General features: G+C 47.5%; 24 protein-coding genes, 2 pseudogenes and 1 other annotated feature. Of the genes and pseudogenes, 12 read left to right on the forward strand and 14 right to left on the reverse strand.

Annotated features, from left to right (window positions below; translation table 11 throughout):
* The first annotated feature begins 81 nt into the window (after window positions 1–81).
* The 3 genes from C1P89_RS07830 (at window position 82) to C1P89_RS07840 (ending at window position 2,419) form a co-directional block, all read left to right on the forward strand.
* The gene (locus tag C1P89_RS07830; protein ID WP_001035744.1) at window positions 82–1,584 is read left to right on the forward strand and encodes a PIN domain-containing protein; all 1,503 of its coding nucleotides are present in this window, start codon (window positions 82–84) and stop codon (window positions 1,582–1,584) included.
* 243 nt (window positions 1,585–1,827) lie between these two features.
* On the forward strand, window positions 1,828–2,088 hold the full coding sequence (locus tag C1P89_RS07835) for an Ogr/Delta-like zinc finger protein (protein ID WP_000488103.1): 261 nt from the start codon (window positions 1,828–1,830) through the stop codon (window positions 2,086–2,088).
* A 190-nt stretch (window positions 2,089–2,278) separates the two neighbouring features.
* Complete coding sequence (locus C1P89_RS07840) at window positions 2,279–2,419, forward strand: Hok/Gef family protein (RefSeq protein ID WP_000078923.1); 141 nt, start codon at window positions 2,279–2,281, stop codon at window positions 2,417–2,419.
* Window positions 2,420–2,725: 306 nt separating this feature from the next.
* On the opposite strand, the gene ihfA is transcribed toward C1P89_RS07840, so the two are convergent.
* From ihfA to thrS, 8 genes are all read right to left on the reverse strand, one after another.
* Window positions 2,726–3,025 carry an integration host factor subunit alpha gene (ihfA, locus tag C1P89_RS07845; RefSeq protein ID WP_001229265.1) on the reverse strand — a complete coding sequence of 100 codons (300 nt, stop codon included), beginning with the start codon at window positions 3,023–3,025 and terminating at the stop codon, window positions 2,726–2,728.
* Window positions 3,026–3,029: 4 nt separating this feature from the next.
* Entirely contained in the window at window positions 3,030–5,417 is a 2,388-nt protein-coding gene (pheT, locus tag C1P89_RS07850; RefSeq protein ID WP_000672359.1) for a phenylalanine--tRNA ligase subunit beta, read from the reverse strand.
* Window positions 5,418–5,431: 14 nt separating this feature from the next.
* Window positions 5,432–6,415 (reverse strand): phenylalanine--tRNA ligase subunit alpha, encoded by a 984-nt coding sequence (gene pheS / locus C1P89_RS07855; protein WP_000018582.1) that lies wholly within the window; start codon window positions 6,413–6,415, stop codon window positions 5,432–5,434.
* Window positions 6,416–6,623: 208 nt separating this feature from the next.
* Window positions 6,624–6,748 (reverse strand) — a sequence feature (Phe leader region).
* Window positions 6,698–6,742 carry a pheST operon leader peptide PheM gene (pheM, locus tag C1P89_RS07860; RefSeq protein WP_001386830.1) on the reverse strand — a complete coding sequence of 15 codons (45 nt, stop codon included), beginning with the start codon at window positions 6,740–6,742 and terminating at the stop codon, window positions 6,698–6,700. (Overlaps the previous feature by 45 nt.)
* Window positions 6,749–6,864: 116 nt before the next feature.
* Window positions 6,865–7,221, reverse strand: coding sequence for a 50S ribosomal protein L20 (rplT, locus tag C1P89_RS07865; RefSeq protein ID WP_000124850.1), 357 nt, complete (start codon window positions 7,219–7,221; stop codon window positions 6,865–6,867).
* A 52-nt stretch (window positions 7,222–7,273) separates the two neighbouring features.
* A complete protein-coding gene (gene rpmI / locus C1P89_RS07870; RefSeq protein WP_001124225.1) occupies window positions 7,274–7,471 on the reverse strand; it encodes a 50S ribosomal protein L35 in 198 nt (65 codons plus the stop codon).
* A 96-nt stretch (window positions 7,472–7,567) separates the two neighbouring features.
* Window positions 7,568–8,110: a translation initiation factor IF-3 gene (infC, locus tag C1P89_RS07875; RefSeq protein WP_001700733.1), complete on the reverse strand. Its 543-nt coding sequence runs from the start codon at window positions 8,108–8,110 to the stop codon at window positions 7,568–7,570.
* Between the two features lie 3 nt (window positions 8,111–8,113).
* Window positions 8,114–10,042, reverse strand: a complete 1,929-nt coding sequence (gene thrS, locus C1P89_RS07880) for a threonine--tRNA ligase (protein WP_001144202.1) — start codon at window positions 10,040–10,042, stop codon at window positions 8,114–8,116.
* A gap of 524 nt (window positions 10,043–10,566) precedes the next feature.
* Between thrS and espL1 the strand changes: the two are divergent.
* A pseudogene (gene espL1 / locus C1P89_RS07885) lies at window positions 10,567–12,465 on the forward strand (type III secretion system effector EspL1).
* A gap of 171 nt (window positions 12,466–12,636) precedes the next feature.
* Window positions 12,637–12,744, forward strand: coding sequence for a small membrane protein YniD (gene yniD / locus C1P89_RS07890; protein ID WP_001142445.1), 108 nt, complete (start codon window positions 12,637–12,639; stop codon window positions 12,742–12,744).
* A 52-nt stretch (window positions 12,745–12,796) separates the two neighbouring features.
* Here the strand turns inward: yniD and C1P89_RS07895 are convergent, their stop codons facing one another.
* Entirely contained in the window at window positions 12,797–13,555 is a 759-nt protein-coding gene (locus C1P89_RS07895; RefSeq protein WP_000771396.1) for a DUF481 domain-containing protein, read from the reverse strand.
* Between the two features lie 286 nt (window positions 13,556–13,841).
* Between C1P89_RS07895 and pfkB the strand changes: the two genes are divergently transcribed.
* The 3 genes from pfkB to C1P89_RS07910 all read left to right on the forward strand — a co-directional run bounded on the left by pfkB (window position 13,842) and on the right by C1P89_RS07910 (window position 16,128).
* Entirely contained in the window at window positions 13,842–14,771 is a 930-nt protein-coding gene (gene pfkB, locus C1P89_RS07900; RefSeq protein WP_000251738.1) for a 6-phosphofructokinase II, read from the forward strand.
* Window positions 14,772–14,871: 100 nt separating this feature from the next.
* The gene (gene ghoS, locus C1P89_RS07905) at window positions 14,872–15,162 is read left to right on the forward strand and encodes a type V toxin-antitoxin system endoribonuclease antitoxin GhoS (protein ID WP_000146159.1); all 291 of its coding nucleotides are present in this window, start codon (window positions 14,872–14,874) and stop codon (window positions 15,160–15,162) included.
* A gap of 105 nt (window positions 15,163–15,267) precedes the next feature.
* Entirely contained in the window at window positions 15,268–16,128 is an 861-nt protein-coding gene (locus C1P89_RS07910; protein ID WP_000267651.1) for a fructosamine kinase family protein, read from the forward strand.
* A 40-nt stretch (window positions 16,129–16,168) separates the two neighbouring features.
* Here the strand turns inward: C1P89_RS07910 and C1P89_RS07915 are convergent, their stop codons facing one another.
* On the reverse strand, window positions 16,169–16,705 hold the full coding sequence (locus C1P89_RS07915; protein WP_000222172.1) for a YniB family protein: 537 nt from the start codon (window positions 16,703–16,705) through the stop codon (window positions 16,169–16,171).
* A 146-nt stretch (window positions 16,706–16,851) separates the two neighbouring features.
* Between C1P89_RS07915 and hxpB the strand changes: the two genes are divergently transcribed.
* The 3 genes from hxpB to tcyP all read left to right on the forward strand — a co-directional run bounded on the left by hxpB (window position 16,852) and on the right by tcyP (window position 19,797).
* Complete coding sequence (gene hxpB / locus C1P89_RS07920) at window positions 16,852–17,520, forward strand: hexitol phosphatase HxpB (RefSeq protein WP_000106834.1); 669 nt, start codon at window positions 16,852–16,854, stop codon at window positions 17,518–17,520.
* Between the two features lie 162 nt (window positions 17,521–17,682).
* Window positions 17,683–18,273 carry a metal-dependent hydrolase gene (locus C1P89_RS07925; protein ID WP_001297653.1) on the forward strand — a complete coding sequence of 197 codons (591 nt, stop codon included), beginning with the start codon at window positions 17,683–17,685 and terminating at the stop codon, window positions 18,271–18,273.
* A 132-nt stretch (window positions 18,274–18,405) separates the two neighbouring features.
* On the forward strand, window positions 18,406–19,797 hold the full coding sequence (tcyP, locus tag C1P89_RS07930) for a cystine/sulfocysteine:cation symporter (RefSeq protein WP_001010697.1): 1,392 nt from the start codon (window positions 18,406–18,408) through the stop codon (window positions 19,795–19,797).
* 3 nt (window positions 19,798–19,800) lie between these two features.
* Here tcyP and C1P89_RS07935 read toward each other — a convergent pair.
* A pseudogene (locus tag C1P89_RS07935) lies at window positions 19,801–20,605 on the reverse strand (protein YdjO).
* A gap of 288 nt (window positions 20,606–20,893) precedes the next feature.
* The gene (gene cedA / locus C1P89_RS07940; protein ID WP_001241561.1) at window positions 20,894–21,157 is read right to left on the reverse strand and encodes a cell division activator CedA; all 264 of its coding nucleotides are present in this window, start codon (window positions 21,155–21,157) and stop codon (window positions 20,894–20,896) included.
* 182 nt (window positions 21,158–21,339) lie between these two features.
* Between cedA and katE the strand changes: the two genes are divergently transcribed.
* Complete coding sequence (gene katE / locus C1P89_RS07945) at window positions 21,340–23,601, forward strand: catalase HPII (protein ID WP_000077820.1); 2,262 nt, start codon at window positions 21,340–21,342, stop codon at window positions 23,599–23,601.
* A gap of 257 nt (window positions 23,602–23,858) precedes the next feature.
* Here the strand turns inward: katE and chbG are convergent, their stop codons facing one another.
* Window positions 23,859–24,617, reverse strand: a complete 759-nt coding sequence (chbG, locus tag C1P89_RS07950) for a chitin disaccharide deacetylase (RefSeq protein ID WP_000440481.1) — start codon at window positions 24,615–24,617, stop codon at window positions 23,859–23,861.
* A gap of 12 nt (window positions 24,618–24,629) precedes the next feature.
* On the reverse strand, window positions 24,630–25,982 hold the full coding sequence (gene celF, locus C1P89_RS07955; protein WP_000078721.1) for a 6-phospho-beta-glucosidase: 1,353 nt from the start codon (window positions 25,980–25,982) through the stop codon (window positions 24,630–24,632).
* Window positions 25,983–26,085 lie beyond the last annotated feature (103 nt).

Genomic DNA, 26,085 nt, shown 5'->3' on the forward strand with positions numbered 1-26,085 from the left:
GGTGGTAAGAATCATGCTTTGATAACCAATTGATAACTATTATTATATTAATCTAACACCATTGACATAGTTGAGGTTTGAATGAACAAAAAGCTGTATTTATTCCCAGACTCAAACATTTTTCTACAATGCAAGGACTTGACGCAGGTAAATTTTTCCGAGATTACTGCTTGTGATGAAGTATGTATCATTATTACAAGGCCCATTCAGCAAGAGATTGACCGCCAGAAAGGGCAAGGTAATTCCCGCCTATCCAAAAAAGCAAGGAAGGCTGCTAGCCTATTTAATCAAGTAGTTGATTCAACTGACATGACTCTTGTTATTCGTGAACGCTCGCCGCGAGTTTTTCTTACCATGGATCTAAGCCTGAAACCATGTGAACAGTTATCTGAACAATTGGATTATCAGGAGGCCGACGATCGTTTTGTTGGTATTGCGGCAGGGTATTGCGCTGACGATCCAGATTCGGAGGTGGCAATCATTACCAATGATAGCGGTCCACGTTTTTCAGCAATAAAACATAATATAATCTGCTATAAAGTGCCTTCTTCATGGTTGCTTCCTGCTGAGCCAGATGAAAAGGATAAACAAATTAAATTGCTGGAAGCTAAGCTGAAGCAATTCACTCAGTCTATGCCCGATTTCAGCATTAAAGTAGCCGATGACGAGCAATTAAATATTGTACTTCCTTATTATACAGCTTTATCTGAATATGAAGTTGATAATTTGCTTTGTCAACTAACGGATGCATTCCCATTGGTTACAAACTTTGACAATGAACAAACTACCCCACAATCACTAGAAAAAATCATCAAGTCATTTAGTCAACAGGAGTATTTCCCTGTATCAGCAGATGATATTTCTCTTTATAAAGAAAAACATTATCCACTTTGGAAAAAGCAGTGTGAAGAAATACTGAAAAACTGTCATACTCATATTAATCCGAAGGCAATAAATTACCCGCTGTCGTTTTTATTACAAAACACAGGTTATACTATCGCTGAACGTGCTGTGGTAACATTTACAGCAAAAGGAGATTTTCGTCTGTGTGGATTTAATTGGGAGATAATGGAAGAGCTGACTGAAAGCAAAAGGATTGACCTACCTTCAGCCCCTACCGCCCCCAAAGGAAAATGGCGTAGTGTATGTGGCGTAACAGAAAGAATGCCTTACGCTGGGGGAGCTTTGGAAACACCGCTATCCAGTATAATTTCAAAAGAAATTGGTCCTTTGTTATCTCTTACTCCAACAGAAAGGGATAAAAACGATTTTTATTATAAAGAAAAGAGAAATGAGCCAGTTCAAGTTGTATCGCTGGAATGCGAAGAGTGGCGTCATCAAGTCAAAGAAGAAATATTCCCGTTGTTCGTATATACAGCCAACAAACCAAAGAAAGTGAATGGTGCAATTGAGGTGAGAGTTGATGCAAATAACCTTACCAATCCGGTCATTAAAACATTTAAATTAAAAATAACTATAGAAGAACATAGTGCATTTTCAACCATAACAGAAATGGTGCAGACATACATTCAAGAGCAGAAGAAAAGACAGAAAAGTTCTATTAGCGCACAAATCAAAACATGAGGGTGTACTCAAATAATACAATGCTATAGTAAATCTATAAGTGCATAACTATTTCCTGATCTTTTCCCAAAATAGATGACAGGATAAAAAACATTCCAATCTTTTACAGGCTTTGGATAAATCGTATCAAAGCCTATTTCTTCAAGAGTTAAATCACCGCTTTTCGCTCGAAACGGACTGGCTGTTGGAGTATGAGCCAGAACAACTTAGAATAGCCCCTGCACTACGTTAAGGGAGGTCGCTATGTTCCGTTGTCCGCTTTGTGGCGCATCTGCCCGTATCCGCACCAGTCGTCCGGAAAATGATTCAAACACCGTGCGGCAAAAGTATTACCAGTGTAACAATCTGGAATGCGGCGTATGCTTCTCAACACTGGAAGCTTTCCATAAATTCACATCAAAACACGCCTCCGGCGTTCACTCTTCAGAAGATATCCCGTGGCATGATCTGCCAGCTTCACACAGGGGAAACAATCAGATGAGCTTGCCTTTACCTCAGAATTAACAGGCAGAATTGCCGGAGTAACAAAAAAGCGATAGATTACGCGCGGGTGCCTTTCGGCTGATGGTCGGAGGGAATACCCGAAGGCCAGATGTGGAAAGGCCCCGGAAAACATCTCTGTTTAACCGAGGCCCTAACCGCATTACCTTGACAAGTGAAAGGTTAGCGCCTCTCCGGAAAAGGAGCAAGTGCTATGTCGCAAAAATCGCTTACGACCATCACGTTCTGCGTGACGGCAATCCTCATCATCTGGATGTTGCACGGTTCGCTGTGTGAAATACGGATGAGCTTCTGGGGAGCGGAGTTTGCGGCGTTCTTACAGTGTAAGCAGTAAGGAAACCGCGACGGGGGAGCAATCCCCCGTCAATCGGTTGCCAGGGTAAGGCCGGATAAGGCACCCTATCTCACAGATATGAACAACAAACCCGCAGCGTAAAAACTGCGGGTTTTCTTTTTGGTGCCCTCACCGACTTGAAACAGTGATAAGACTATAAGACAAAGCCCGCAATGTAGCGGGCTTACTCCCCTCACCCTCCACTGAATGTGGACACACAGTGGAACGAAGCGGCATAAGATATTATAAATCAATCAGTTATTGAAAGAAAAAAGGCCGCAGAGCGGCCTTTTTAGTTAGATCAGATTACTCGTCTTTGGGCGAAGCGTTTTCGACCCGGCTTTTTAACTTCTGCCCGGGTCTGAAGGTCACCACGCGCCGTGCTGTAATGGGAATATCCTCGCCCGTTTTCGGGTTACGTCCCGGGCGTTGATTCTTATCACGCAGATCGAAGTTACCAAAACCAGAGAGTTTCACCTGTTCGCCGTTTTCCAGAGCGCGACGGATCTCTTCGAAAAACAGTTCAACCAGTTCTTTGGCATCCCGCTTGCTAAGCCCAAGCTTATCAAACAGATATTCTGACATTTCAGCTTTTGTAAGCGCCATAGGTTCAATCCCTCAATGATGCCTGGAATCGCTCTTTTAATGCCTCTACACATTTGGCGACGGTAGCGGCAATCTCCTCTTCTTCGAGTGTACGGCTGGTATCTTGCAGGATCAGGCTTATGGCGAGGCTCTTATACCCCTCCGCAACACCCTTACCGCGGTACACGTCAAATAAGTTTACGCCAACTACCTGATTTACGCCAACTTTCTTACATTCGGATAAAATATCCGCTGCGGGAACGTTTTCTGCGACCACCACCGCGATGTCACGACGGTTCGCCGGGAAGCGAGAAATCTCGCGCGCCTGAGGCACCACGCGGTCTGCGAGCTTGTTCCACTCCAGTTCGAACACCAGAGTGCGACCGTTAAGATCCAGTTTACGTTCCAGTTCAGGATGAACAACTCCAACAAAACCAATACGTTCCCCTTTCAGATAAATCGCTGCGGATTGCCCCGGATGCAGTGCCGGATTCGCTTCTGCACGGAACTCAACCTCATTCAGTTTACCGGTCAGGTCGAGAACGGATTCAAGATCGCCTTTCAAATCATAGAAATCAACGGTCTCTTTTGCCAGGTTCCAGTGCTCTTCGTAACGGTTACCGCAAATCACACCGGCTAACATCAGATCCTGACGAATGCCCAACGGTGCCTGAGTATCTGGTACGAAACGCAGACCGCTTTCGAAAATGCGCACACGGTTCTGCTGACGGTTCTGGTTGTACACCACGGTTGCCAGCAGGCCGGTCCACAGAGAAAGACGCATTGCTGACATTTCAACAGAGATCGGGCTTGGCAGCAGTAAGGCTTCAACGCCTGGATGGATCATCTGCTGCACTTTCGGATCAACGAAGCTGTAGGTGATCACTTCCTGATAGCCTTTGTCGTTGAGCAGCGTTTTCACGCGCTTGAGCGACAGGTCAGCTTCACGGTGAGTACCCATAATCAGGCTTGCCTGTACCGGCTCATCCGGGATGTTGTTGTAGCCGTAAACACGCGCGACTTCTTCAACCAGATCTTCTTCAATCTCCATATCGAAACGCCAGCTCGGCGCAACTGCCTGCCACTCGTCTTTGCCTTCGGTCACTTCGCAGCCGAGACGACGCAGAATGTCAGTTACCTGTTCATCAGCAATATGATGGCCGATCAGGCGATCCAGTTTGCTACGACGTAAAGTGATGGTTGCACGCTTCGGCAGCGTTGCTTCGTTGGTGATATCAATTACCGGACCAGCCTCACCACCGCAGATGTCGATCAGCAGACGGGTCGCACGTTCCATCGCTTTGTGCTGCAGTGCCGGATCAACGCCACGCTCATAACGGTGAGACGCATCAGTATGCAGGCCATGACGACGAGCACGACCGGTGATAGACAGCGGGCTGAAGAAAGCGCATTCCAGCAAGACGTTTTGCGTTTCGTCATTCACGCCAGAGTGTTCGCCACCAAAGATGCCGCCCATCGCCAGCGCCTTGTTGTGGTCGGCGATGACCAGAGTGTCAGCATTCAGCTTCGCTTCAGTGCCATCAAGCAGCACCAGCGTTTCGCCCTCTTTTGCCATCCGCACCACAATGCCGCCTTCAATGCGATCTTTATCGAAAGCGTGCATCGGCTGGCCCAGTTCGAGCAGTACATAGTTGGTGACGTCAACAACTGCATCGATAGAACGGATCCCGCAACGACGCAGTTTTTCTTTCATCCACAGCGGAGTTGGCGCTTTAACGTTAATGCCTTTTACCACACGGCCAAGATAGCGCGGGCAGGCTTCAGGCGCTTCGACTGTAATCGGCAACGTGTCGTCGATGGTCGCACCAACCGGAACGATTTCCGGTTCAACCAGCGGCAGCTGATTCAGCACGGCAACGTCACGCGCAACACCAATGATACCTAAGCAGTCGGCACGGTTTGGCGTTACGCTGATTTCGATGGTGTTGTCATCGAGTTTCAGGTATTCGCGGATGTCAGTGCCAATCGGCGCATCTGCAGGCAGTTCGATAATGCCGCTGTGATCGTCAGAAATTCCCAGTTCAGAGAAGGAGCACAGCATCCCTTCAGACGGTTCGCCACGCAGTTTCGCCGCTTTAATTTTGAAATCACCCGGCAGAACAGCACCAATGGTAGCTACCGCCACACGCAGGCCCTGACGGCAGTTTGGCGCACCACAGACGATGTCCAGCAGGCGATCGCCGCCGACATTCACTTTTGTCACACGCAGTTTGTCAGCGTTCGGATGCTGCGCACACTCAACCACTTCACCAACGACCACGCCGTGGAAGCTACCGGCAACCGGTTCTACACCGTCAACTTCCAGGCCCGCCATAGTGATTTGATTCGCCAGCGCATCGCTATCAATCGCCGGGTTCACCCATTCGCGTAACCACAGTTCACTGAATTTCATAATCTATTCCTGCCTTATTTAAACTGTTTGAGGAAACGCAGATCGTTTTCGAAGAATGAACGCAGGTCGGTGACGCCGTAACGCAACATAGTCAGACGCTCCATCCCCATCCCGAAGGCGAAACCAGAGTAAACTTCCGGGTCGATGCCAACGTTACGCAGCACGTTCGGATGCACCATCCCGCAACCCAGCACTTCCAGCCATTTACCGTTTTTACCCATGACGTCAACTTCTGCAGAAGGCTCGGTGAACGGGAAGTAGGAAGGACGGAAGCGAATCTGCAAATCTTCCTCAAAGAAGTTACGCAGGAAATCGTGCAGAGTGCCTTTCAGGTTGGTAAAGCTGATGTTGGTATCAACAATCAGACCTTCCATCTGATGGAACATCGGCGTGTGAGTCTGGTCGTAGTCGTTACGATAAACGCGGCCAGGCGCGATGATACGAATCGGTGGCTGCTGGGCTTTCATGGTGCGGATCTGTACGCCAGAGGTCTGGGTACGCAGCAGGCGGGTAGTGTCAAACCAGAAAGTGTCGTGGTCAGCGCGCGCCGGGTGGTGACCAGGAATGTTCAGAGCATCGAAGTTATGATAATCGTCTTCGATTTCCGGCCCGGTTGCCACGGTAAAGCCAAGCTCACCGAAGAAACTTTCGATACGGTCGATGGTACGGGTAACCGGATGCAGACCGCCGTTTTCAATGCGACGACCTAGCAGGGAGACATCAATCGTTTCCGCCGCCAGACGCGCATTCAGCGCTGCGCTTTCCAGTTCCGCTTTACGCGCATTCAGCGCCTGCTGAACCTGCTCTTTCGCTTCGTTGATAACCGCACCAGCTGCCGGACGCTCTTCTGGCGGCAGCTCACGCAGGGTCGTCATCTGAAGGGTTAAGTGCCCTTTTTTACCCAAATATTCGACGCGCACATTATCTAACGCGGCAACATCTGACGCCTGGCTAATGGCCGCCTTCGCACTGGCAACCAGTTCTGCGAGATGTGACATGGTTTTCCTCATTGTGTCAGTGGTGACACTGGTTCGTTGGACTTAGAGCCTATCCCATCAGGCTATTTTACTTGCCATTTTGGTCCCGGGCAGTGCTCGAAATTCTCACGTACTTAAATACGCTCCGGTTTCTCCGCGCTGGCCGTGTCCAGACTGGCTGCGACAATTACGCCTGATAGACTGGCTTTTTATTTTTCAAAACGCGCATACAAAAAAAGCCTCCACTGGGAGGCTTTCAGGCGCTGTTTTCCGTTTCTCTTCTCACGCGCTAGCCTCCTGGATTCAGGTGCTAAAGTAAAAAAAGAAGCGGAAAATAGCAGCATTCATTGCTTGCGTTACCTTTTGGTACTCTTCAAAAGACCTTTATTGAAAAGGCTACGGCGATAAAAGTCAATGTTTTGATGGCGTTGAAACGAAAAGAGGGAGACTAGCTCCCTCTTTCAACTGGCTTATGCCAGAGCTGCTTTCGCTTTTTCAACCAGAGCGGTGAACGCTACTTTGTCGAATACTGCGATATCAGCCAGGATCTTACGGTCGATTTCAACAGAGGCTTTTTTCAGGCCATTGATGAATTTGCTGTAAGAAATACCGTTCTGACGTGCTGCTGCGTTGATACGCGCAATCCACAGTTGACGGAACTGACGCTTACGTTGACGACGGTCACGGTAAGCATACTGACCAGCTTTGATAACAGCCTGGAAGGCAACGCGGTATACGCGAGAACGCGCACCGTAGTAGCCTTTAGCTTGTTTCAAAATTTTCTTGTGACGTGCGCGTGCAATAACACCACGTTTTACGCGAGCCATATGTGCTCTCCTGTATCTATATTCTAATTAAAAAGTTAAAAACGTTAACGGCTTATGCGTACGGCAGGCACGCGATTACCAGGCCCAGATCGCCTTTGGAAACCATGGCTTTCGGACGCAGGTGACGTTTACGTTTGGTCGCTTTTTTGGTCAGAATGTGACGCAGGTTAGCGTGCTTGTGCTTAAAACCACCTTTACCGGTTTTTTTGAAGCGCTTAGCAGCACCGCGTACGGTCTTAATTTTTGGCATTTTAATAACTTCCACTTCGCATTGTTAATAAACGAAACAAAGGCGAACAAAGCCTGTGAAGCCCGAAGGCTCCACAGACAGTGCTACTTGAAGGCCTTACTGTTTCTTCTTAGGAGCGAGCACCATGATCATCTGGCGGCCTTCGATCTTCGTTGGGAAGGATTCGACCACTGCCAGTTCTTGCAAATCGTCTTTCACGCGATTAAGCACTTCCATACCGATTTGCTGGTGCGCCATCTCACGACCGCGGAAACGCAGCGTGATTTTGGCTTTATCACCCTCTTCGAGAAAGCGAATCAGGCTGCGGAGTTTTACCTGATAGTCGCCTTCATCTGTACCAGGACGGAATTTAATTTCCTTAACCTGGATAACTTTTTGCTTTTTCTTCTGTTCCTTAGAAGACTTGCTCTTTTCATAGAGGAATTTGCCGTAATCCATTATACGACAAACCGGCGGCTCGGCGTTAGGGCTGATCTCGACTAAGTCTACTCCGGCTTCTTCTGCTTTCTCCAGAGCTTCTCTCAGACTCACAATACCAAGCTGCTCGCCTTCCAGACCTGTTAAGCGAACTTCCTGGGCGCGAATTTCGCCATTGATACGGTTAGGGCGCGCCGTTTGAACTCGTTTTCCGCCTTTAATACCTTATTCCTCCAATTGTTTAAGACTGCGGCTGCGAATCTCTTGTTGCAGCTTCTCGATCACTTCATTTACGTCCATGCTTCCCAGGTCTTTACCACGGCGGGTGCGAACGGCAACTTTGCCTGATTCCACCTCTTTATCACCACAGACCAGCATATATGGGACGCGACGCAAAGTGTGCTCGCGGATTTTAAAGCCAATCTTCTCATTTCTCAAGTCTGCTTTAACACGAATGCCCGCATTTGATAGTTTTTGCGTCAATTCGTTAACGTATTCAGACTGTGAATCGGTAATATTCATGATAACAACCTGAACTGGCGCAAGCCAGGTCGGGAAGAAACCAGCGAATTCTTCGGTCAGGATACCGATGAAACGTTCCATCGACCCCAGAATTGCGCGGTGAATCATTACCGGTACCTTACGCTCGTTGTCTTCGCCCACATAGGAGGCGCTCAAACGAGACGGCAAGGAGAAGTCCAGCTGTACTGTACCGCACTGCCATGCACGATCGAGGCAGTCATACAGGGTAAATTCAATTTTCGGACCGTAGAAAGCGCCTTCACCCAGTTGATATTCAAACGGGATGTTGTTTTCTTCCAGCGCAACCGCCAGGTCCGCCTCAGCACGATCCCACATTTCGTCGCTGCCAATACGTTTTTCAGGACGAGTGGAGAGTTTGACGACGATCTTCTCGAAGCCAAAAGTGCTGTACATATCATAGACTAAACGGATACATCCGTTAACTTCATCGCGAATTTGTTCTTCAGTACAGAAGATATGCGCGTCATCCTGGGTAAATCCACGCACGCGCATCAGGCCATGCAGCGAACCTGACGGCTCGTTACGGTGGCAGCTACCAAACTCGGCCATACGCAGCGGCAGATCGCGATAAGACTTCAGCCCCTGGTTGAAAATTTGTACGTGACCCGGGCAGTTCATCGGCTTAATGCAGTATTCACGGTTCTCAGAAGATGTGGTGAACATTGCATCTTTGTAGTTGTCCCAGTGACCGGTTTTTTCCCACAGGACACGGTCCATCATGAACGGACCTTTAACTTCCTGATACTGGTACTCTTTCAGTTTAGAACGAACAAACACTTCCAGTTCACGGAAGATGGTCCAGCCGTCGTTGTGCCAGAATACCATACCCGGCGCTTCTTCCTGCATATGGTACAGGTCGAGCTGTTTACCGATTTTACGGTGGTCGCGTTTCGCGGCTTCTTCCAGGCGCTGCAGGTAAGCGTTAAGTGCTTTTTTGTCTGCCCACGCCGTACCGTAAATACGTTGCAACATTTTGTTGTTGCTGTCGCCACGCCAGTAAGCCCCTGCCGTTTTCATTAGTTTGAAATGATGGCAGAAACGCATGTTCGGTACGTGCGGACCGCGGCACATATCGACATATTCTTCATGGAAGTACAGACCTGGCTTGTCATCATGGGCGATGTTTTCGTCAAGAATGGAGACTTTGTAGCTCTCCCCACGGTTGGCGAAAGTTTCACGCGCTTCGTGCCAGCTGACTTTCTTCTTAATGACGTCGTAGTTTTTCTCAGCAAGCTCATGCATCCGCTTCTCGAGTGCTTCGACATCTTCCTGGGTTAACGTGCGGTCAAGATCAACGTCGTAATAAAAACCGTTGTCAATAACCGGGCCGATTGCCATTTTGGTATGCGGCCAAAGTTGTTTAATCGCATGCCCTAACAGGTGCGCACAGGAGTGACGAATGATCTCCAGACCTTCTTCGTCTTTGGCGGTAATGATCGACAGTTGTGCGTCGTTTTCAATCAGATCGCAAGCATCAACCAGTTCGCCATTAACGCGCCCTGCGATACAGGCTTTCGCCAGACCTGGACCAATGTCCAGCGCAACATCCATGGGGCTTACAGCGTGGTCGTAATGGCGTTGGCTGCCATCAGGAAGAGTTATAACAGGCATTTTATATCCTTAATTTGCAGTGGTGACCCACACGAAAGATCACATACAAAGAAAAATTTGTTTATTAACAGTTCATTGCGAAACCATCTAGCCAACAAATGCTAAATTGGTTCGCAATCAGGTACACAAATGAAAGACATTAACCTCTCACCTTCCACCCGGTTGAACGATGTTAACACTAAAAAAAGGGAGATTGTACCTTTCCGTTTCACATTGATTCGATTCGCAATTCGTTTGTAGTGAGTACACCAGCAAAACGCTTAAAGAACCACTGATAACATCACGGTGCGTCTGAAAGGTTTACTGCGAGCGGATTTACAGCAGCATAAACTGAATCCAGCAAAGTTCGTTGCGTGATTTGGCGGTAGTATTTTAAACGCTCATGAGATTAATGACGAAGTGGTCATATCACAATGATAAAAGTGACACAATTCTTATAGCAATTTTTCGTGCACATTTCGTTCTGGCGATAATAATTAATCATCATCCTCAAAACCTCCAGACATATATAAGGCGAATAGATTATGAGTCAAAACGATATCATTATCAGAACCCATTATAAGTCTCCTCATAGATTGCACATCGATAGCGACATACCAACGCCTTCATCAGAGCCTATTAATCAATTTGCGCGCCAACTCATCACCCTACTTGATACCTCTGACTTAAGTTCGATGCTGTCATACTGTGTTACTCAGGAATTTACCGCAAACTGTCGAAAAATTTCACAAAATTGTTATTCCACTGCCCTTTTTATCATTAACTTTGCCACTTCACCCATCCATGCAGAAAATATACTCATTACATTACACTATAAAAAAGAAATCATTCCCTTATTTCTGGAAACCACGCCTATTAAGGCTAACCATTTGCGAAGCATACTGGATTATATTGAACAGGAACAGTTAACTGCCGAAGATCGTAACCATTGTATGAAACTGTCTAAAAAAATCCATAGAGAAAAAACTATACAACCAACAGTAAATCTCAATGGTAGTGCATTTTTTTCGCAATCTCCTTCTGACGCTATTTTTTGTCGCCATCTGTCATTGCAATACGCCCTTGATTCATTGAGAAATGGAAAAGGCAAAGTCAACCTGATTAAACACTACTCCTCCGTTGAATCCATACAGCAGCATGTCCCCTTAGTCCGGGACGCGGAGTTCAGAGCATTACTTCGCCATCCTCCTGCAGGGAGTCGCGTTATCGCGAGTAAGGATTTTGGCTTCGCTTTAGATATTTTCTTTTGTCGAATGATGGCAAACAATGTCAGTCATATGTCCGCGATTTTATATATAGACAATCATACTTTGTCAGTAAGGCTACGAATAAAGCAGTCAGTGTATGGACAATTAAATTATGTTGTGTCTGTTTACGACCCGAACGATACCAACGTTGCCGTCAGAGGCACCCACAGGGCAGCACGGGGCTTTCTCTCGCTTGATAAGTTCATCAGTTCAGCTCCCGATGCTCAGACCTGGGCTGATAGGTATGTTCGCAACTGTGCAATTGCTATTCTTCCTCTATTACCTGAGGGAGTTCCAGTTGCTATTTTAGCGGGTATCACGACACGAATGCCATTTGCCCCTATACATCCATCGGCAATGTTGTTAATAATGGCCACAGGCCAGACTCAATAGCTTATTACACTATTCAAACAGTTGCCCATACTCCCTGAAAAAGAAATCATTGAAATAATAACTGCGCAGAATAGCGTTGGTACACCTGCTTTATTTCTGGCTATGATGAACGGACAAACTGACAACGTAAAAATATTTATGCAAGAAATTCAGTCACTGGTATACAATCATATCATTCATGAAGATAATCTGGTTAAATTACTGCAAACTAAAAGTGCTAACGAAACACCTGGACTCTATATCTCCATGTTGTATGGATTCGATGAAATAATCGATATCTTTCTGAATGCATTAACCACTCCAATAGCACAAGAACTTTTAAACAAAAAAATGGTGATGAGTATTTTAGCCATGAAAATACATGATGGTGAGCCAGGATTATACGCCGCAATGGAAAATAATCACCCTTTGTGTGTCACACGGTTCCTCTCTAAAATTAATGGCATCGCCTTTAAATACAAGTTGAGCAAAGCTAACATCATGGATTTATTAAAAGGAGCTACAGCACAGGGAACCCCTGCATTATACATCGCCATGAGCAAGGGTAATGAAGACGTCGTGTTATCTTATATATCGACGCTGGGTGCTTTTGCAAAAAAACATTCTTTTAGTCAACATCAGTTATTTACACTATTGGCCGCTAAAAATCATGACAACATGTCAGCTGTTCATATAGCCATTCATCATAAGCATTATAAAACTGTAGAAACATATTATGCTGCTATAAATGTCATCAGCCAAAGCCTGAGTTTTAGTGCTGATGAAATAAAGACGTATTTATAACCAGCTATTTACGATATATATCGATACATAATTTTATTTTTTTCATAAAACGCAGAAACAGTGACCATGTGCACAACGCCACCCGACGGCTGTAATAACAAAAAATCCCTTGATGCCTATCCCTTTTGTTACACTCCGTTATCACGCACAAGAGATATGCAGGACACTGGTATGCCGACTAAACGCTTTGATAAAAAACACTGGAAGATGGTGGTGGTGCTACTGGCAATCTGTGGCGCTATGTTGTTGCTACGTTGGGCAGCAATGATTTGGGGCTGAGCAGTGACAAACGAAGACAGCCAGACCGCATAACACGGTCCGGCAGATAATTTTACATGCTGTAGCCCAGCGATAAGGTTGTCCGACGATCGGTATGTTCCGGTGCAGACTCTGGAGGTTCAGAGTTCCATGTGACGTTGTAAGCCACCTTCAGTCCAAAATGTTCATTAATAGCAACATTTAATGCGCTTTCGGAGTTCAGCGTTGTATCTTCCGCGCCAAAGACCGAAACACCCTGCGTAAATTTAGCGTTGTCAGTCAACTGCCATGCATAAGCCCCGGAGGCATAGCCCAGCGGCTGGGTTTCACTGGCATTGTCGGTATATTTGTCGTAACGCACACCTGGGCCGAATTCAAAGCGGAAACTGTGTACCGGGCCATTCAAAAACTGGCGACCATAACCCGCGGTCAACACATCGCGCTCTCGATAGCCGTTATAACGGTCTGTCAGCCAGCTTGCCTGACCAAATAAATAGTCATAATCAGTTAAATTAAAACGGCTACGCCCGCCCGCCGCATATTTTTCTGAAGAACGCTCATCATTAGAAGAAGTATTACTGGCGTTCCCCCACAGCGACCAGGCAGTGGTTTGTCCATACCAGGTCATGGTGGTGTCAGCCGTAAGTGAGGAGCTTTTCGTATTGCCTGATTGTGCAAGATATCCTGCGTTCAGATTACCTTCGAAAGGTTTTTTAGCGCTGGCAGGATCGTCCATGACAGTAAAAACGGAATCATCGGCAGCTGCATTCAGTGACGCAAACATGCCCCCCGCCAACATAACGATGGCAGGAACTGTCTTCAAAAGCTTCATTTATCAAGAGTCCGTACAACAAAAAAAGAGACCATCGCGGTCCCGGAAACTTTCTTAAGGATCAAAGATTAGCGTCCCTGGAAAGGTAACGAATTATAAAAAGGCGCGAATAACTTAGCAATGTATTCTTATTTCATTTTTTGAATAAGCATGTGGCGAAAACAGATTTTTATTTATATATATTTATCTGCAAAATTTTAAATAAAGCTCCAATAAATCATATTGTTAATTTCTTCACTTTCCGCTGATTCGGTGCCAGACTGAAATCAGCCTATAGGAGGAAATGATGGTACGTATCTATACGTTGACACTTGCGCCCTCTCTCGATAGCGCAACAATTACCCCGCAAATTTATCCCGAAGGAAAACTGCGCTGTACCGCACCGGTGTTCGAACCCGGGGGCGGCGGCATCAACGTCGCCCGCGCCATTGCCCATCTTGGAGGCAGTGCCACAGCGATCTTCCCGGCGGGTGGCGCGACCGGCGAACACCTGGTTTCACTGTTGGCGGATGAAAATGTCCCCGTCGCTACTGTAGAAGCCAAAGACTGGACCCGGCAGAATTTACATGTACATGTGGAAGCAAGCGGTGAGCAGTATCGTTTTGTTATGCCAGGCGCGGCATTAAATGAAGATGAGTTTCGCCAGCTTGAAGAGCAAGTTCTGGAAATTGAATCCGGGGCCATCCTGGTCATAAGCGGAAGCCTGCCGCCAGGTGTGAAGCTGGAAAAATTAACCCAACTGATTTCCGCTTCGCAAAAACAAGGGATCCGCTGCATCGTCGACAGTTCTGGCGAAGCGTTAAGTGCAGCACTGGCAATTGGTAACATCGAGTTGGTTAAGCCTAACCAAAAAGAACTCAGTGCGCTGGTGAATCGCGAACTCACCCAGCCGGACGATGTCCGCAAAGCCGCGCAGGAAATCGTTAATAGCGGCAAGGCCAAACGGGTTGTCGTTTCCCTTGGTCCACAAGGAGCGCTGGGTGTTGATAGTGAAAACTGCATTCAGGTGGTGCCACCACCGGTGAAAAGCCAGAGTACCGTTGGCGCTGGTGACAGCATGGTCGGCGCGATGACACTGAAACTGGCAGAAAATGCCTCTCTTGAAGAGATGGTCCGTTTTGGCGTAGCTGCGGGGAGTGCAGCCACACTCAATCAGGGAACACGTCTGTGCTCCCATGACGATACGCAAAAAATTTACGCTTACCTTTCCCGCTAACAAAAACATTCCCCCAGCATTGGGGGAATCACCACCAACCTGTCGGCAACGCGTTTCTCCGACTTTGCTCAAAAGTCATGTGATAACAAAGGGGTGAACTATGGCCAGTGGCGATCTTGTCCGTTATGTCATAACCGTCATGTTGCATGAGGATACATTGACTGAAATTAACGAGTTGAATAATTACCTGACTCGCGACGGTTTTTTGCTCACCATGACGGATGATGAGGGAAATATCCATGAGCTGGGGACTAACACTTTTGGACTTATCAGTACCCAAAGTGAAGAAGAAATTAGAGAACTGGTTTCGGGGCTTACCCAAAGTGCAACCGGCAAAGATCCTGAAATCACCATCACGACTTGGGAGGAATGGAATAGCAACAGAAAATAAATGGTTTTTGGGCAATAATCAGTCTGTGGTGTGCGTTAGCTCGTGTTTTTACACCGCATTCTTGCGCTAACCTTATGATCTGGCAGACAACATGGGAGAGACATCATGTGGCAGGCAATCAGTCGTCTTTTGAGCGAGCAGTTAGGTGAAGGCGAAATCGAACTGCGTAATGAACTGCCTGGCGGAGAAGTCCATGCCGCATGGCATTTGCGCTATGCAGGACATGACTTTTTCGTCAAATGTGATGAAAGGGAACTGCTTCCCGGTTTTACCGCCGAAGCCGACCAACTGGAGTTACTGTCGCGTAGTAAAACCGTCACCGTGCCTAAGGTTTGGGCAGTAGGCGCTGACCGTGACTACAGTTTTCTGGTGATGGATTATCTCCCACCTCGTCCGCTGGATGCGCATAGCGCATTTATTCTTGGTCAGCAAATTGCGCGTTTACATCAATGGAGTGACCAACCACAATTTGGCCTCGATTTTGATAACTCGCTCTCCACAACTCCACAGCCCAACACCTGGCAACGTCGCTGGTCAACGTTTTTTGCTGAACAACGGATTGGCTGGCAGTTGGAACTGGCAGCAGAGAAAGGGATCGCTTTCGGCAATATCGACGCCATCGTCGAGCATATTCAGCAGCGTCTGGCCTCGCATCAACTGCAGCCTTCTCTGTTGCACGGCGATTTATGGTCCGGCAACTGTGCGCTGGGTCCGGATGGCCCGTACATTTTCGACCCTGCCTGCTACTGGGGTGACCGAGAGTGCGACCTGGCGATGTTACCGCTGCATACTGAACAGCCGCCACAAATCTATGACGGCTATCAGTCAGTATCCCCGCTACCTGCCGATTTCCTTGAACGTCAACCGGTTTACCAACTCTACACGCTGTTAAATCGTGCAAGATTATTTGGCGGTCAGCATTTGGTTATTGCTCAGCAGTCATTGGATAGATTATTAGCAGCATGATATGGGTTGAGGATAATGGCCGCTCCGTGCGGCCTTTTGATTAAATAAACCCAAGCAGAGAAAAGAACACATAACCTGCAGCAATACAAATAACCGGCAGGATATATAGTGAGAAAAACTGCAGGAAAATAGTATGGTGCGGAACAACAATACGGGACTCAATTTGTTCACGCGTTAGCCCCTCTTCCCCTTTGGCTTTTTCCAGAATGAGTTGATCTTCAACACCTTCCCGCAAGAAGCGCGCCTGGCGACTCATCCGGGCACCGGAATCCTGCAACGCCAGTCCGACAAAAATCAGGATGAAAATCACCCAGAACATAACGTTCACGCCACCATTAAAATTAGGGGTCGGGGAGTTATACCAGAACAGATTCAAAAAAGGCGTATTCGCCTGCATCATATCGATCATGACATGAGTAAAGTCGAGCATGACCGCATTAATGCCTTCCTGGTTTTCCTGCCGGGTATTCATAAATTTCAGCAAAGAAATCAATGTGGAGATCAATGCAGGTATAAAAATCACCCAACCCAAAATCCTTTTCAAAACAGCAATGCGTCCAGCTTGTTGATACGTCATGAGTTCTCCTTGATTAAGACGCGTCGTTTCACTTAGTTTACCTGTAGATATCTGTTTTCGCCCATTCTTTAAAGGCGATATGATAGGCGCTTAATCATAAGCACGGCTTAATACCTTACACATAATGCTCTAAAGGAGAGGTTGTAATGTCAACCCCGCGTCAGATTCTTGCTGCAATTTTTGATATGGATGGATTACTTATCGACTCAGAACCTTTATGGGATCGAGCCGAACTGGATGTGATGGCAAGCCTGGGGGTGGATATCTCCCGTCGTAACGAGCTGCCGGACACCTTAGGTTTACGCATCGATATGGTGGTCGATCTTTGGTACGCCCGGCAACCGTGGAATGGGCCAAGCCGTCAGGAAGTAGTAGAACGGGTTATTGCCCGTGCCATTTCACTGGTTGAAGAGACACGTCCATTATTACCAGGCGTGCGCGAAGCTGTTGCGTTATGCAAAGAACAAGGTTTATTGGTGGGACTGGCCTCCGCGTCACCACTACATATGCTGGAAAAAGTGTTGACCATGTTTGACTTACGCGACAGTTTCGATGCCCTCGCCTCGGCTGAAAAACTGCCTTACAGCAAGCCGCATCCGCAAGTATATCTCGACTGCGCAGCAAAACTGGGCGTTGACCCACTGACCTGCGTGGCGCTGGAAGACTCGGTAAATGGCATGATCGCTTCTAAAGCAGCCCGCATGCGTTCCATCGTCGTTCCTGCGCCAGAAGCGCAAAATGATCCACGTTTTGTATTAGCAAACGTCAAACTCTCATCGCTGACAGAACTCACCGCAAAAGACCTTCTCGGTTAATGACCAGGGGCAGTGATCACGCTGCCCCTGGTTCTTTATCTGAATTTGCATTCAACTGACGGATTAATCGTCAATTTAAGAGAAAGAGTTACACCGTCACCACTTCCGTGCACTGTATAAAAATCCTATACTGTACGTATCGACAGTTTAGTGAGTTTTATCATGACGGCGGAAGGTCACCTTCTCTTTTCTATTGCTTGTGCGGTATTTGCCAAAAATGCCGAGCTGACGCCCGTGCTGGCACAGGGTGACTGGTGGCATATTGTCCCTTCCGCAATCCTGACGTGTTTGTTACCGGACATCGATCACCCAAAGTCGTTTCTTGGGCAGCGATTAAAATGGATATCAAAACCGATCGCCCGCGCTTTTGGGCATCGTGGTTTTACCCACAGTCTGCTGGCGGTATTTGCGCTGCTGGCAACCTTTTACCTTAAGGTTCCGGAAGGCTGGTTCATTCCGGCTGATGCGCTACAAGGAATGGTGCTGGGTTATTTGAGCCACATACTTGCCGATATGCTGACACCCGCCGGTGTTCCCCTGCTCTGGCCATGCCGCTGGCGTTTCCGCTTGCCTATCCTGGTTCCCCAAAAGGGCAACCAACTGGAACGTTTTATCTGCATGGCATTATTTGTCTGGTCGGTATGGATGCCCCATTCATTACCCGAGAACAGCGCTGTTCGTTGGTCATCGCAAATGATCAATACCTTGCAGATCCAGTTTCATCGGCTTATTAAGCATCAGGTTGAATACTAAAAAGGCAAAAATCACCTTTCTGGAATAAGCAATTCCATTTGAATATAAGAGCCAGCTCACAGTTCTGTTAATCTTGCGCCAACACTATGACTGCTACGCAGTGATAGAAATAATAAGATCAGGAGAACGGGGATGAACTTTCCATTAATTGCGAACATCGTGGTGTTCGTTGTACTGCTGTTTGCGCTGGCTCAGACCCGCCATAAACAGTGGAGTCTGGCGAAAAAAGTGCTGGTGGGTCTGGTGATGGGTGTGGTTTTTGGCCTTGCCCTGCATACCATTTATGGTTCTGACAGCCAGGTACTTAAAGATTCTGTACAGTGGTTTAACATCGTTGGTAACGGCTATGTTCAACTGCTGCAAATGATCGTTATGCCGTTAGTCTTCGCCTCTATTCTGAGCGCGGTTGCCCGTCTGCATAACGCATCTCAGTTAGGCAAAATCAGTTTTCTGACCATCGGTACGCTTTTGTTTACCACGCTGATTGCGGCGCTGGTCGGTGTGCTGGTCACCAACCTGTTTGGTTTGACGGCTGAAGGTCTGGTTCAGGGTGGTGCAGAAACTGCACGTCTGAACGCCATTGAAAGTAACTATGTTGGTAAAGTCTCTGATCTGAGCGTTCCGCAGCTGGTCTTGTCCTTTATCCCGAAAAACCCGTTTGCCGATCTTACCGGAGCCAATCCGACGTCAATTATCAGCGTGGTAATTTTTGCCGCATTCCTCGGCGTAGCTGCATTGAAACTGCTGAAGGATGATGCGCCGAAAGGTGAACGCGTCTTAGCCGCTATCGATACCCTACAAAGCTGGGTGATGAAACTGGTTCGCCTTGTCATGCAGTTGACCCCTTACGGCGTTCTGGCTCTAATGACCAAAGTGGTTGCAGGTTCTAACTTGCAAGACATCATCAAACTGGGAAGTTTCGTTGTCGCGTCCTACCTCGGTCTGCTGATTATGTTTGCAGTGCATGGCATTCTGCTGGGCATTAATGGCGTGAGTCCGCTGAAGTACTTCCGTAAGGTATGGCCTGTGCTGACGTTTGCCTTTACCAGCCGTTCCAGTGCTGCGTCTATCCCACTGAATGTGGAAGCACAAACGCGTCGTCTGGGCGTTCCTGAATCCATCGCCAGTTTCGCCGCCTCTTTCGGTGCAACCATTGGTCAGAACGGCTGCGCCGGTTTGTATCCGGCAATGCTGGCGGTGATGGTTGCGCCTACGGTTGGCATTAACCCGCTGGACCCGATGTGGATTGCGACGCTGGTCGGTATTGTTACCGTTAGTTCCGCAGGCGTTGCCGGTGTCGGTGGTGGTGCAACTTTCGCCGCACTGATTGTGCTGCCTGCGATGGGCCTGCCAGTAACCCTGGTGGCGCTGTTAATCTCCGTTGAACCGCTTATCGACATGGGCCGTACGGCGCTAAACGTTAGTGGCTCGATGACAGCTGGCACGCTGACCAGCCAGTGGCTGAAGCAAACCGATAAAGCCATTCTGGATAGCGAAGACGACGCCGAACTGGCACACCGTTAATTCTTATGCTGGCAACGGTCCGTTTTGTATAGGGGCCGTTGCTTTACTTTTTAAATGTTCCATCGCGGCGATGCATACTGACTCATATTTAAACAGATCGTCAGCGAAAAAAATGTCCAACTTATCAATACATTCCTGGCTCAATGAATGTGCCTGTAGTGAGAAGCTTAAAACCTCATACCCGAGACGTTTTCTAAGTGAACTATCTGGAATACTCATAATATCTTCAAGCACACCACTTCCCATTCCCGGAAGATTTAGTGGATTAAAAAGAAGATTGATATTAAGCATTGATATTATCGAAGGAAACTTTAGGAGACTCTCATTTTTTTTGAATCGCAGCAAAAATGCTCCCGGCAGGATGTATATAATTTTTTTCATAGTATATAGTCCTTAAATAATGAATAACCAACCTATTTTTTATATTGATCAAATTCGTCATTTTTTCGGGTCGGAATTCACAGGTAAAATCCATCCCAACAAAATTCTCATTAATATCTCTTATCCGAAACTCACTGCCATAAAGATTATTAATTATCACTCTATATTTAACATTGTCCTGCAGATACGTATCAAAACTAAGTGCTGGAGCTCCTGGCTTTGAGGCATCATAGTTAATGTTAGACATATAGGCAATCATACGATTGAAGTTCGACTCTGCTATTTCATCGCAGTCACATTGACCCGTTGATATAAAGAAAGTGAGTGCCGCCATGGTAGACTCAAGCCTTTCTTTAAAAGAGTCGAAAGCCAGGCTTTTAATATTTAAATCACCATAATTACTCTGTATTAAGTTTGTAGAAAACATCTCCCGCCCCATATTGTTAACAAAATTATTATCTCATTTAAATCTAAGTCACTTACAATATAAGTTTAAGAGCGACGCCACAGGATGAACTATCAAAAATAGCTCATCATGATTAGCAAAACTTAACCATTTTAAAATAAATAAACAATTAAAGAAAAAAGATCACTTATTTATAGCAATAGCTCGTCAAAGGCAGCTTTTTGTTACAGGTGGTTTGAATGAATGTAGCAACGAAATGCAGAATTTCAGGTCATGTAACTCCCGGCAAAACCGGGAAGTATGTAATCCTTACTCAGTCACTTCCCCTTCCTGGCGGATCTGATTTGCCCAACGTTGGGCAGATTCAGGCACAGTAAACGCCGGTGAGCGCAGAAATGACTCTCCCATCAGTACAAACGCAACATATTTGCCACGCAGCATCCAGACATCACGAAACGAATCCATCTTTATCGCATGTTCTGGCGGCGCGGGTTCCGTGCGTGGGACATAGCTAATAATCTGGCGGTTTTGCTGGCGGAGCGGTTTCTTCATTACTGGCTTCACTAAACGCATATTAAAAATTAGAAAAACTGTAGTTTAGCCGATTTAGCCCCTGTACGTCCCGCTTTGCGTGTATTTCATAACACCGTTTCCAGAATAGTCTCCGAAGCGGGATCTGGCTGGTGGTCTATAGTTAGAGAGTTTTTTGACCAAAACAGCGGCCCTTTCAGTAATAAATTAAGGAGACGAGTTCAATGTCGCAACATAACGAAAAGAACCTACATCAGCACCAGTCACCACTACACGATTCCAGCGAAGCGAAACCGGGGATGGACTCACTGGCACCTGAGGACGGATCTCATCGTCCAGCGGCTGAACCAACACCGCCAGGTGCACAACCTACCGCCCCTGGGAGCCTGAAAGCCCCTGATACACGTAACGAAAAACTTAATTCTCTGGAAGACGTACGCAAAGGCAGTGAAAATTATGCGCTGACCACTAATCAGGGCGTGCGCATCGCCGATGATCAAAACTCACTGCGTGCCGGTAACCGTGGTCCAACGCTGCTGGAAGATTTTATTCTGCGCGAGAAAATCACCCACTTTGACCATGAGCGCATCCCGGAACGTATTGTTCATGCACGCGGATCAGCAGCTCACGGTTATTTCCAGCCATATAAAAGCTTAAGCGATATCACCAAAGCGGATTTCCTCTCAGATCCGAACAAAATCACCCCAGTATTTGTTAGGTTCTCTACCGTTCAGGGTGGCGCTGGCTCTGCAGATACCGTGCGTGATATCCGTGGTTTTGCCACCAAGTTCTATACTGAAGAGGGTATTTTTGACCTCGTTGGCAATAACACGCCAATCTTCTTTATCCAGGATGCGCATAAATTCCCCGATTTTGTTCATGCGGTAAAACCAGAACCGCACTGGGCAATTCCACAAGGGCAAAGTGCCCACGATACTTTCTGGGATTATGTTTCTCTGCAACCTGAAACTCTGCACAACGTGATGTGGGCGATGTCGGATCGCGGCATCCCCCGCAGTTACCGCACCATGGAAGGCTTCGGTATTCACACCTTCCGCCTGATTAATGCCGAAGGGAAGGCAACGTTTGTACGTTTCCACTGGAAACCACTGGCAGGTAAAGCCTCACTCGTTTGGGATGAAGCACAAAAACTCACCGGACGTGACCCGGACTTCCACCGCCGCGAGTTGTGGGAAGCCATTGAAGCAGGCGATTTTCCGGAATACGAACTGGGCTTCCAGTTGATTCCTGAAGAAGATGAATTCAAGTTCGACTTCGATCTTCTCGATCCAACCAAACTGATCCCGGAAGAACTGGTGCCCGTTCAGCGTGTCGGCAAAATGGTGCTCAATCGCAATCCGGATAACTTCTTTGCCGAAAACGAACAAGCAGCATTCCATCCAGGTCATATTGTTCCTGGTCTGGACTTCACCAACGATCCGCTGTTGCAGGGACGTTTGTTCTCCTATACCGATACACAAATCAGTCGTCTTGGTGGGCCGAATTTCCATGAGATTCCGATTAACCGTCCGACCTGCCCTTACCACAACTTCCAGCGTGATGGCATGCATCGTATGGGGATCGACACTAACCCGGCGAATTACGAACCGAACTCGATCAACGATAACTGGCCGCGCGAAACACCGCCGGGACCGAAACGCGGCGGTTTTGAATCATATCAGGAACGCGTGGAAGGAAATAAAGTTCGTGAGCGCAGTCCATCGTTTGGCGAATATTATTCCCATCCGCGTCTGTTCTGGCTAAGTCAGACGCCATTCGAGCAGCGCCATATTGTCGATGGTTTCAGTTTTGAGTTAAGCAAAGTCGTTCGTCCGTATATTCGTGAGCGCGTTGTTGACCAGCTGGCGCATATTGATCTCACTCTGGCCCAGGCGGTGGCGAAAAATCTCGGTATCGAACTGACTGACGACCAGCTGAATATCACCCCACCTCCGGACGTCAACGGTCTGAAAAAGGATCCATCCTTAAGTTTGTACGCCATTCCTGACGGTGATGTGAAAGGTCGCGTGGTAGCGATTTTACTTAATGATGAAGTGAGATCGGCAGACCTTCTGGCCATTCTCAAGGCCCTGAAGGCCAAAGGCGTTCATGCCAAACTGCTCTACTCCCGAATGGGTGAAGTGACTGCGGATGACGGTACGGTGTTGCCTATAGCCGCTACCTTTGCCGGTGCACCTTCGCTGACGGTCGATGCGGTCATTGTCCCTTGCGGCAATATCGCGGATATCGCTGACAACGGCGATGCCAACTACTACCTGATGGAAGCCTACAAACACCTTAAACCGATTGCGCTGGCGGGAGACGCGCGCAAGTTTAAAGCAACAATCAAGGTCGCTGACCAGGGTGAAGAAGGGATTGTGGAAGCTGACAGCGCTGACGGTAGTTTTATGGATGAACTGCTAACGCTGATGGCAGCACACCGCGTGTGGTCACGCATTCCTAAGATTGACAAAATTCCTGCCTGATGGGAGGCGGCGCAATTGCGCCGCCTCAAATGATTTACATAGTGCGCTTTGTTTATGCCGGATGCGGCGTGAACGCCTTATCCGGCCTACAAAACTGTGCAAATTCAATATATTGCAGGAAACACGTAGGCCTGATAAGCGAAGCGCATCAGGCAGTTTTGCGTTTGTCAGCAGTCTCAAGCGGCGCAGTTACGCCGCCTTTGTAGGAATTAATCGCCGGATGCAAGGTTCACGCCGCATCTGGCAAACATCCTCACTTACACATCCCGATAACTCCCCAACCGATAACCACGCTGAGCGATAGCACCTTTCAACGACGCTGATGTCAACACATCCAGCTCCGTTAAGCGTGGGAAACAGTAAGCACTCTGACGGATAGTATTATCGATAAACGCCGGATGACACATCACCTCCAGCGAACGATCACCCCGATGGCTTGCGTCATCCAGCACTTGCAGGAACAGTGCCTCGCTAATCTCTTCACCATAAAACGCGCTACTGAATCCCTGAGAACTGCGCAGATTAGCCGGTAAATCACCAGAGTTAGATAGCGGCTGACGGTCGATGCGCAACGCAATCCCCTCTTCAGCCGCAAACCTGGCAACAATCGGGAAAATCTGCGGGAACATATGCACATGATGATGGCTATCAAGATGCGTAGGTTTGCGTCCAAATAGCTCAATGAAACGCAAATACTGACTGGCAAGCTCCTGAGTAATTTCTTCCAGCGGTAAAGCATCTTCTTCTGCCAACTGCCAGATCCATTTTCCCAGCACACCATCGCGGGTTAACCCCGGCATAGCTGTCAGTGGCTTGCCCATAGTAAGGACAAAGTACATCCCTATGGCCAGACTCGGTTCATCACGACTCAACTGCACCGCATGGTCAATAGCCTGCCCATTCACCAGCGCCGTCGTCGATGTGACAATCCCATTGCGACAGGCCTCGATAATGCCGTAGTTCTGACCTTTGCTTAAGCCAAAATCATCGGCATTAACAATCAGTAAGCGTTCCATAATCAGCCTCGGTTAATGTGCTTTTTTAAGCTCTGCGATGCAGTCGGCAAAATTTGGCAGCCATTTCTCGTGCGCCAGAATCATCTCGCGTGCCAGCAGCTCAGCATCGCGATCGGAATGCACCAACGGACTAAGGTTTAGCGCCAGTAACACATCGTTAAATTCTCCGCTAAGTGCGGCGTTGCTGGCAGCAATCTCGAAGCCTTTAATGGTGTGAATCAGCCCCATCACTTTATCATCGAAATGCGTAATGCGCGGATGTGGCGTCGCGCCATCGCGCCCCAGCTTACAGGTCATTTCTACCGCCCAGTCTGCCGGAATATTATCAATATGCCCATGATGCGGGATATTAACGTAATGTTCAGCTTGCTTGTCGTTGTAGATAGCGTTGATCACTTCGCACGCTGCATCAGAGTAATAAGCCCCACCGCGCTGTTCCAGTTCTTTCGGCTTAACTTTCAACTCCGGGTTTTTATACAGCTCAAAAAGTTGTTTCTCGACTTTCTGTACTACCTGCGCTCGTGCGCCGCCTTTGTAGTATTCGCCCATTTCAATAGCCAGCATCTCTTTTTGCTTGAAGTAATAAAGCAAATAAGAACACGGCAACAGATTCAGAGAACGAATTAAGCCTTCGCTAAATGGCAGATCGAAAATATTTTTAACGCCAGATGCTTTTAACTGCCCGGATGCCACACCATCAAGCAATTCGGCAAAGCGCGACTTGCCATTTACCAGCACATCCTTAATGAACACCATATGGTTGAGGCCGAACAAATCGATAGATAAATCATCGCTGTCTTTCAGCATCAGAACATCGTGAATAAACATCTTCATGCCGATCGGAATATTACACACGCCGATAAAGCGTTTAAATCCGGTATGACGATAAACGGCTTCAGTAACCATTCCCGCCGGGTTAGTGAAGTTAATCACCCATGCATTCGGACAAAGTTCTTCGACATCTTTTACGATGTCAAAAATCACCGGAATGGTACGCAGACCTTTAAACAGACCGCCCGCGCCGTTGGTTTCCTGGCCAAGATAACCATGACTTAATGGAATACGTTCATCCAGTTCGCGCGCCGGTAATTGGCCTACGCGCAGTTGGGTAGTAACGAAATCAGCATCTTTCAATGCTTCGCGGCGATCCAGCGTTTTATAAAGCTTCATCGGGACGCCAGCGTTATCAATCATCCGTTGGCAGAGTTCAAAAATGATATCCAGTTTCTCTTTACCATCTTCGACATCCACCAGCCATAATTCGCTGACCGGCAATTCGTGATAACGCTTAATAAATCCTTCCAGTAACTCCGGGGTATAGCTGCTCCCGCCACCAATAGTGACGACTTTTAATTTCTGGCTCATAATTTCTCCCTTCAGTACAGAATACTGATATCTGGCATATCTGCCCCCCCGGACATAAATAATCCAGCAACAGGACAGATATGTGAATTGTCAGGTATAACGA

Origin of the sequence: Shigella sonnei (assembly GCF_002950395.1) — a bacterium.
In the GTDB taxonomy this organism is placed as follows: domain Bacteria; phylum Pseudomonadota; class Gammaproteobacteria; order Enterobacterales; family Enterobacteriaceae; genus ECMA0423.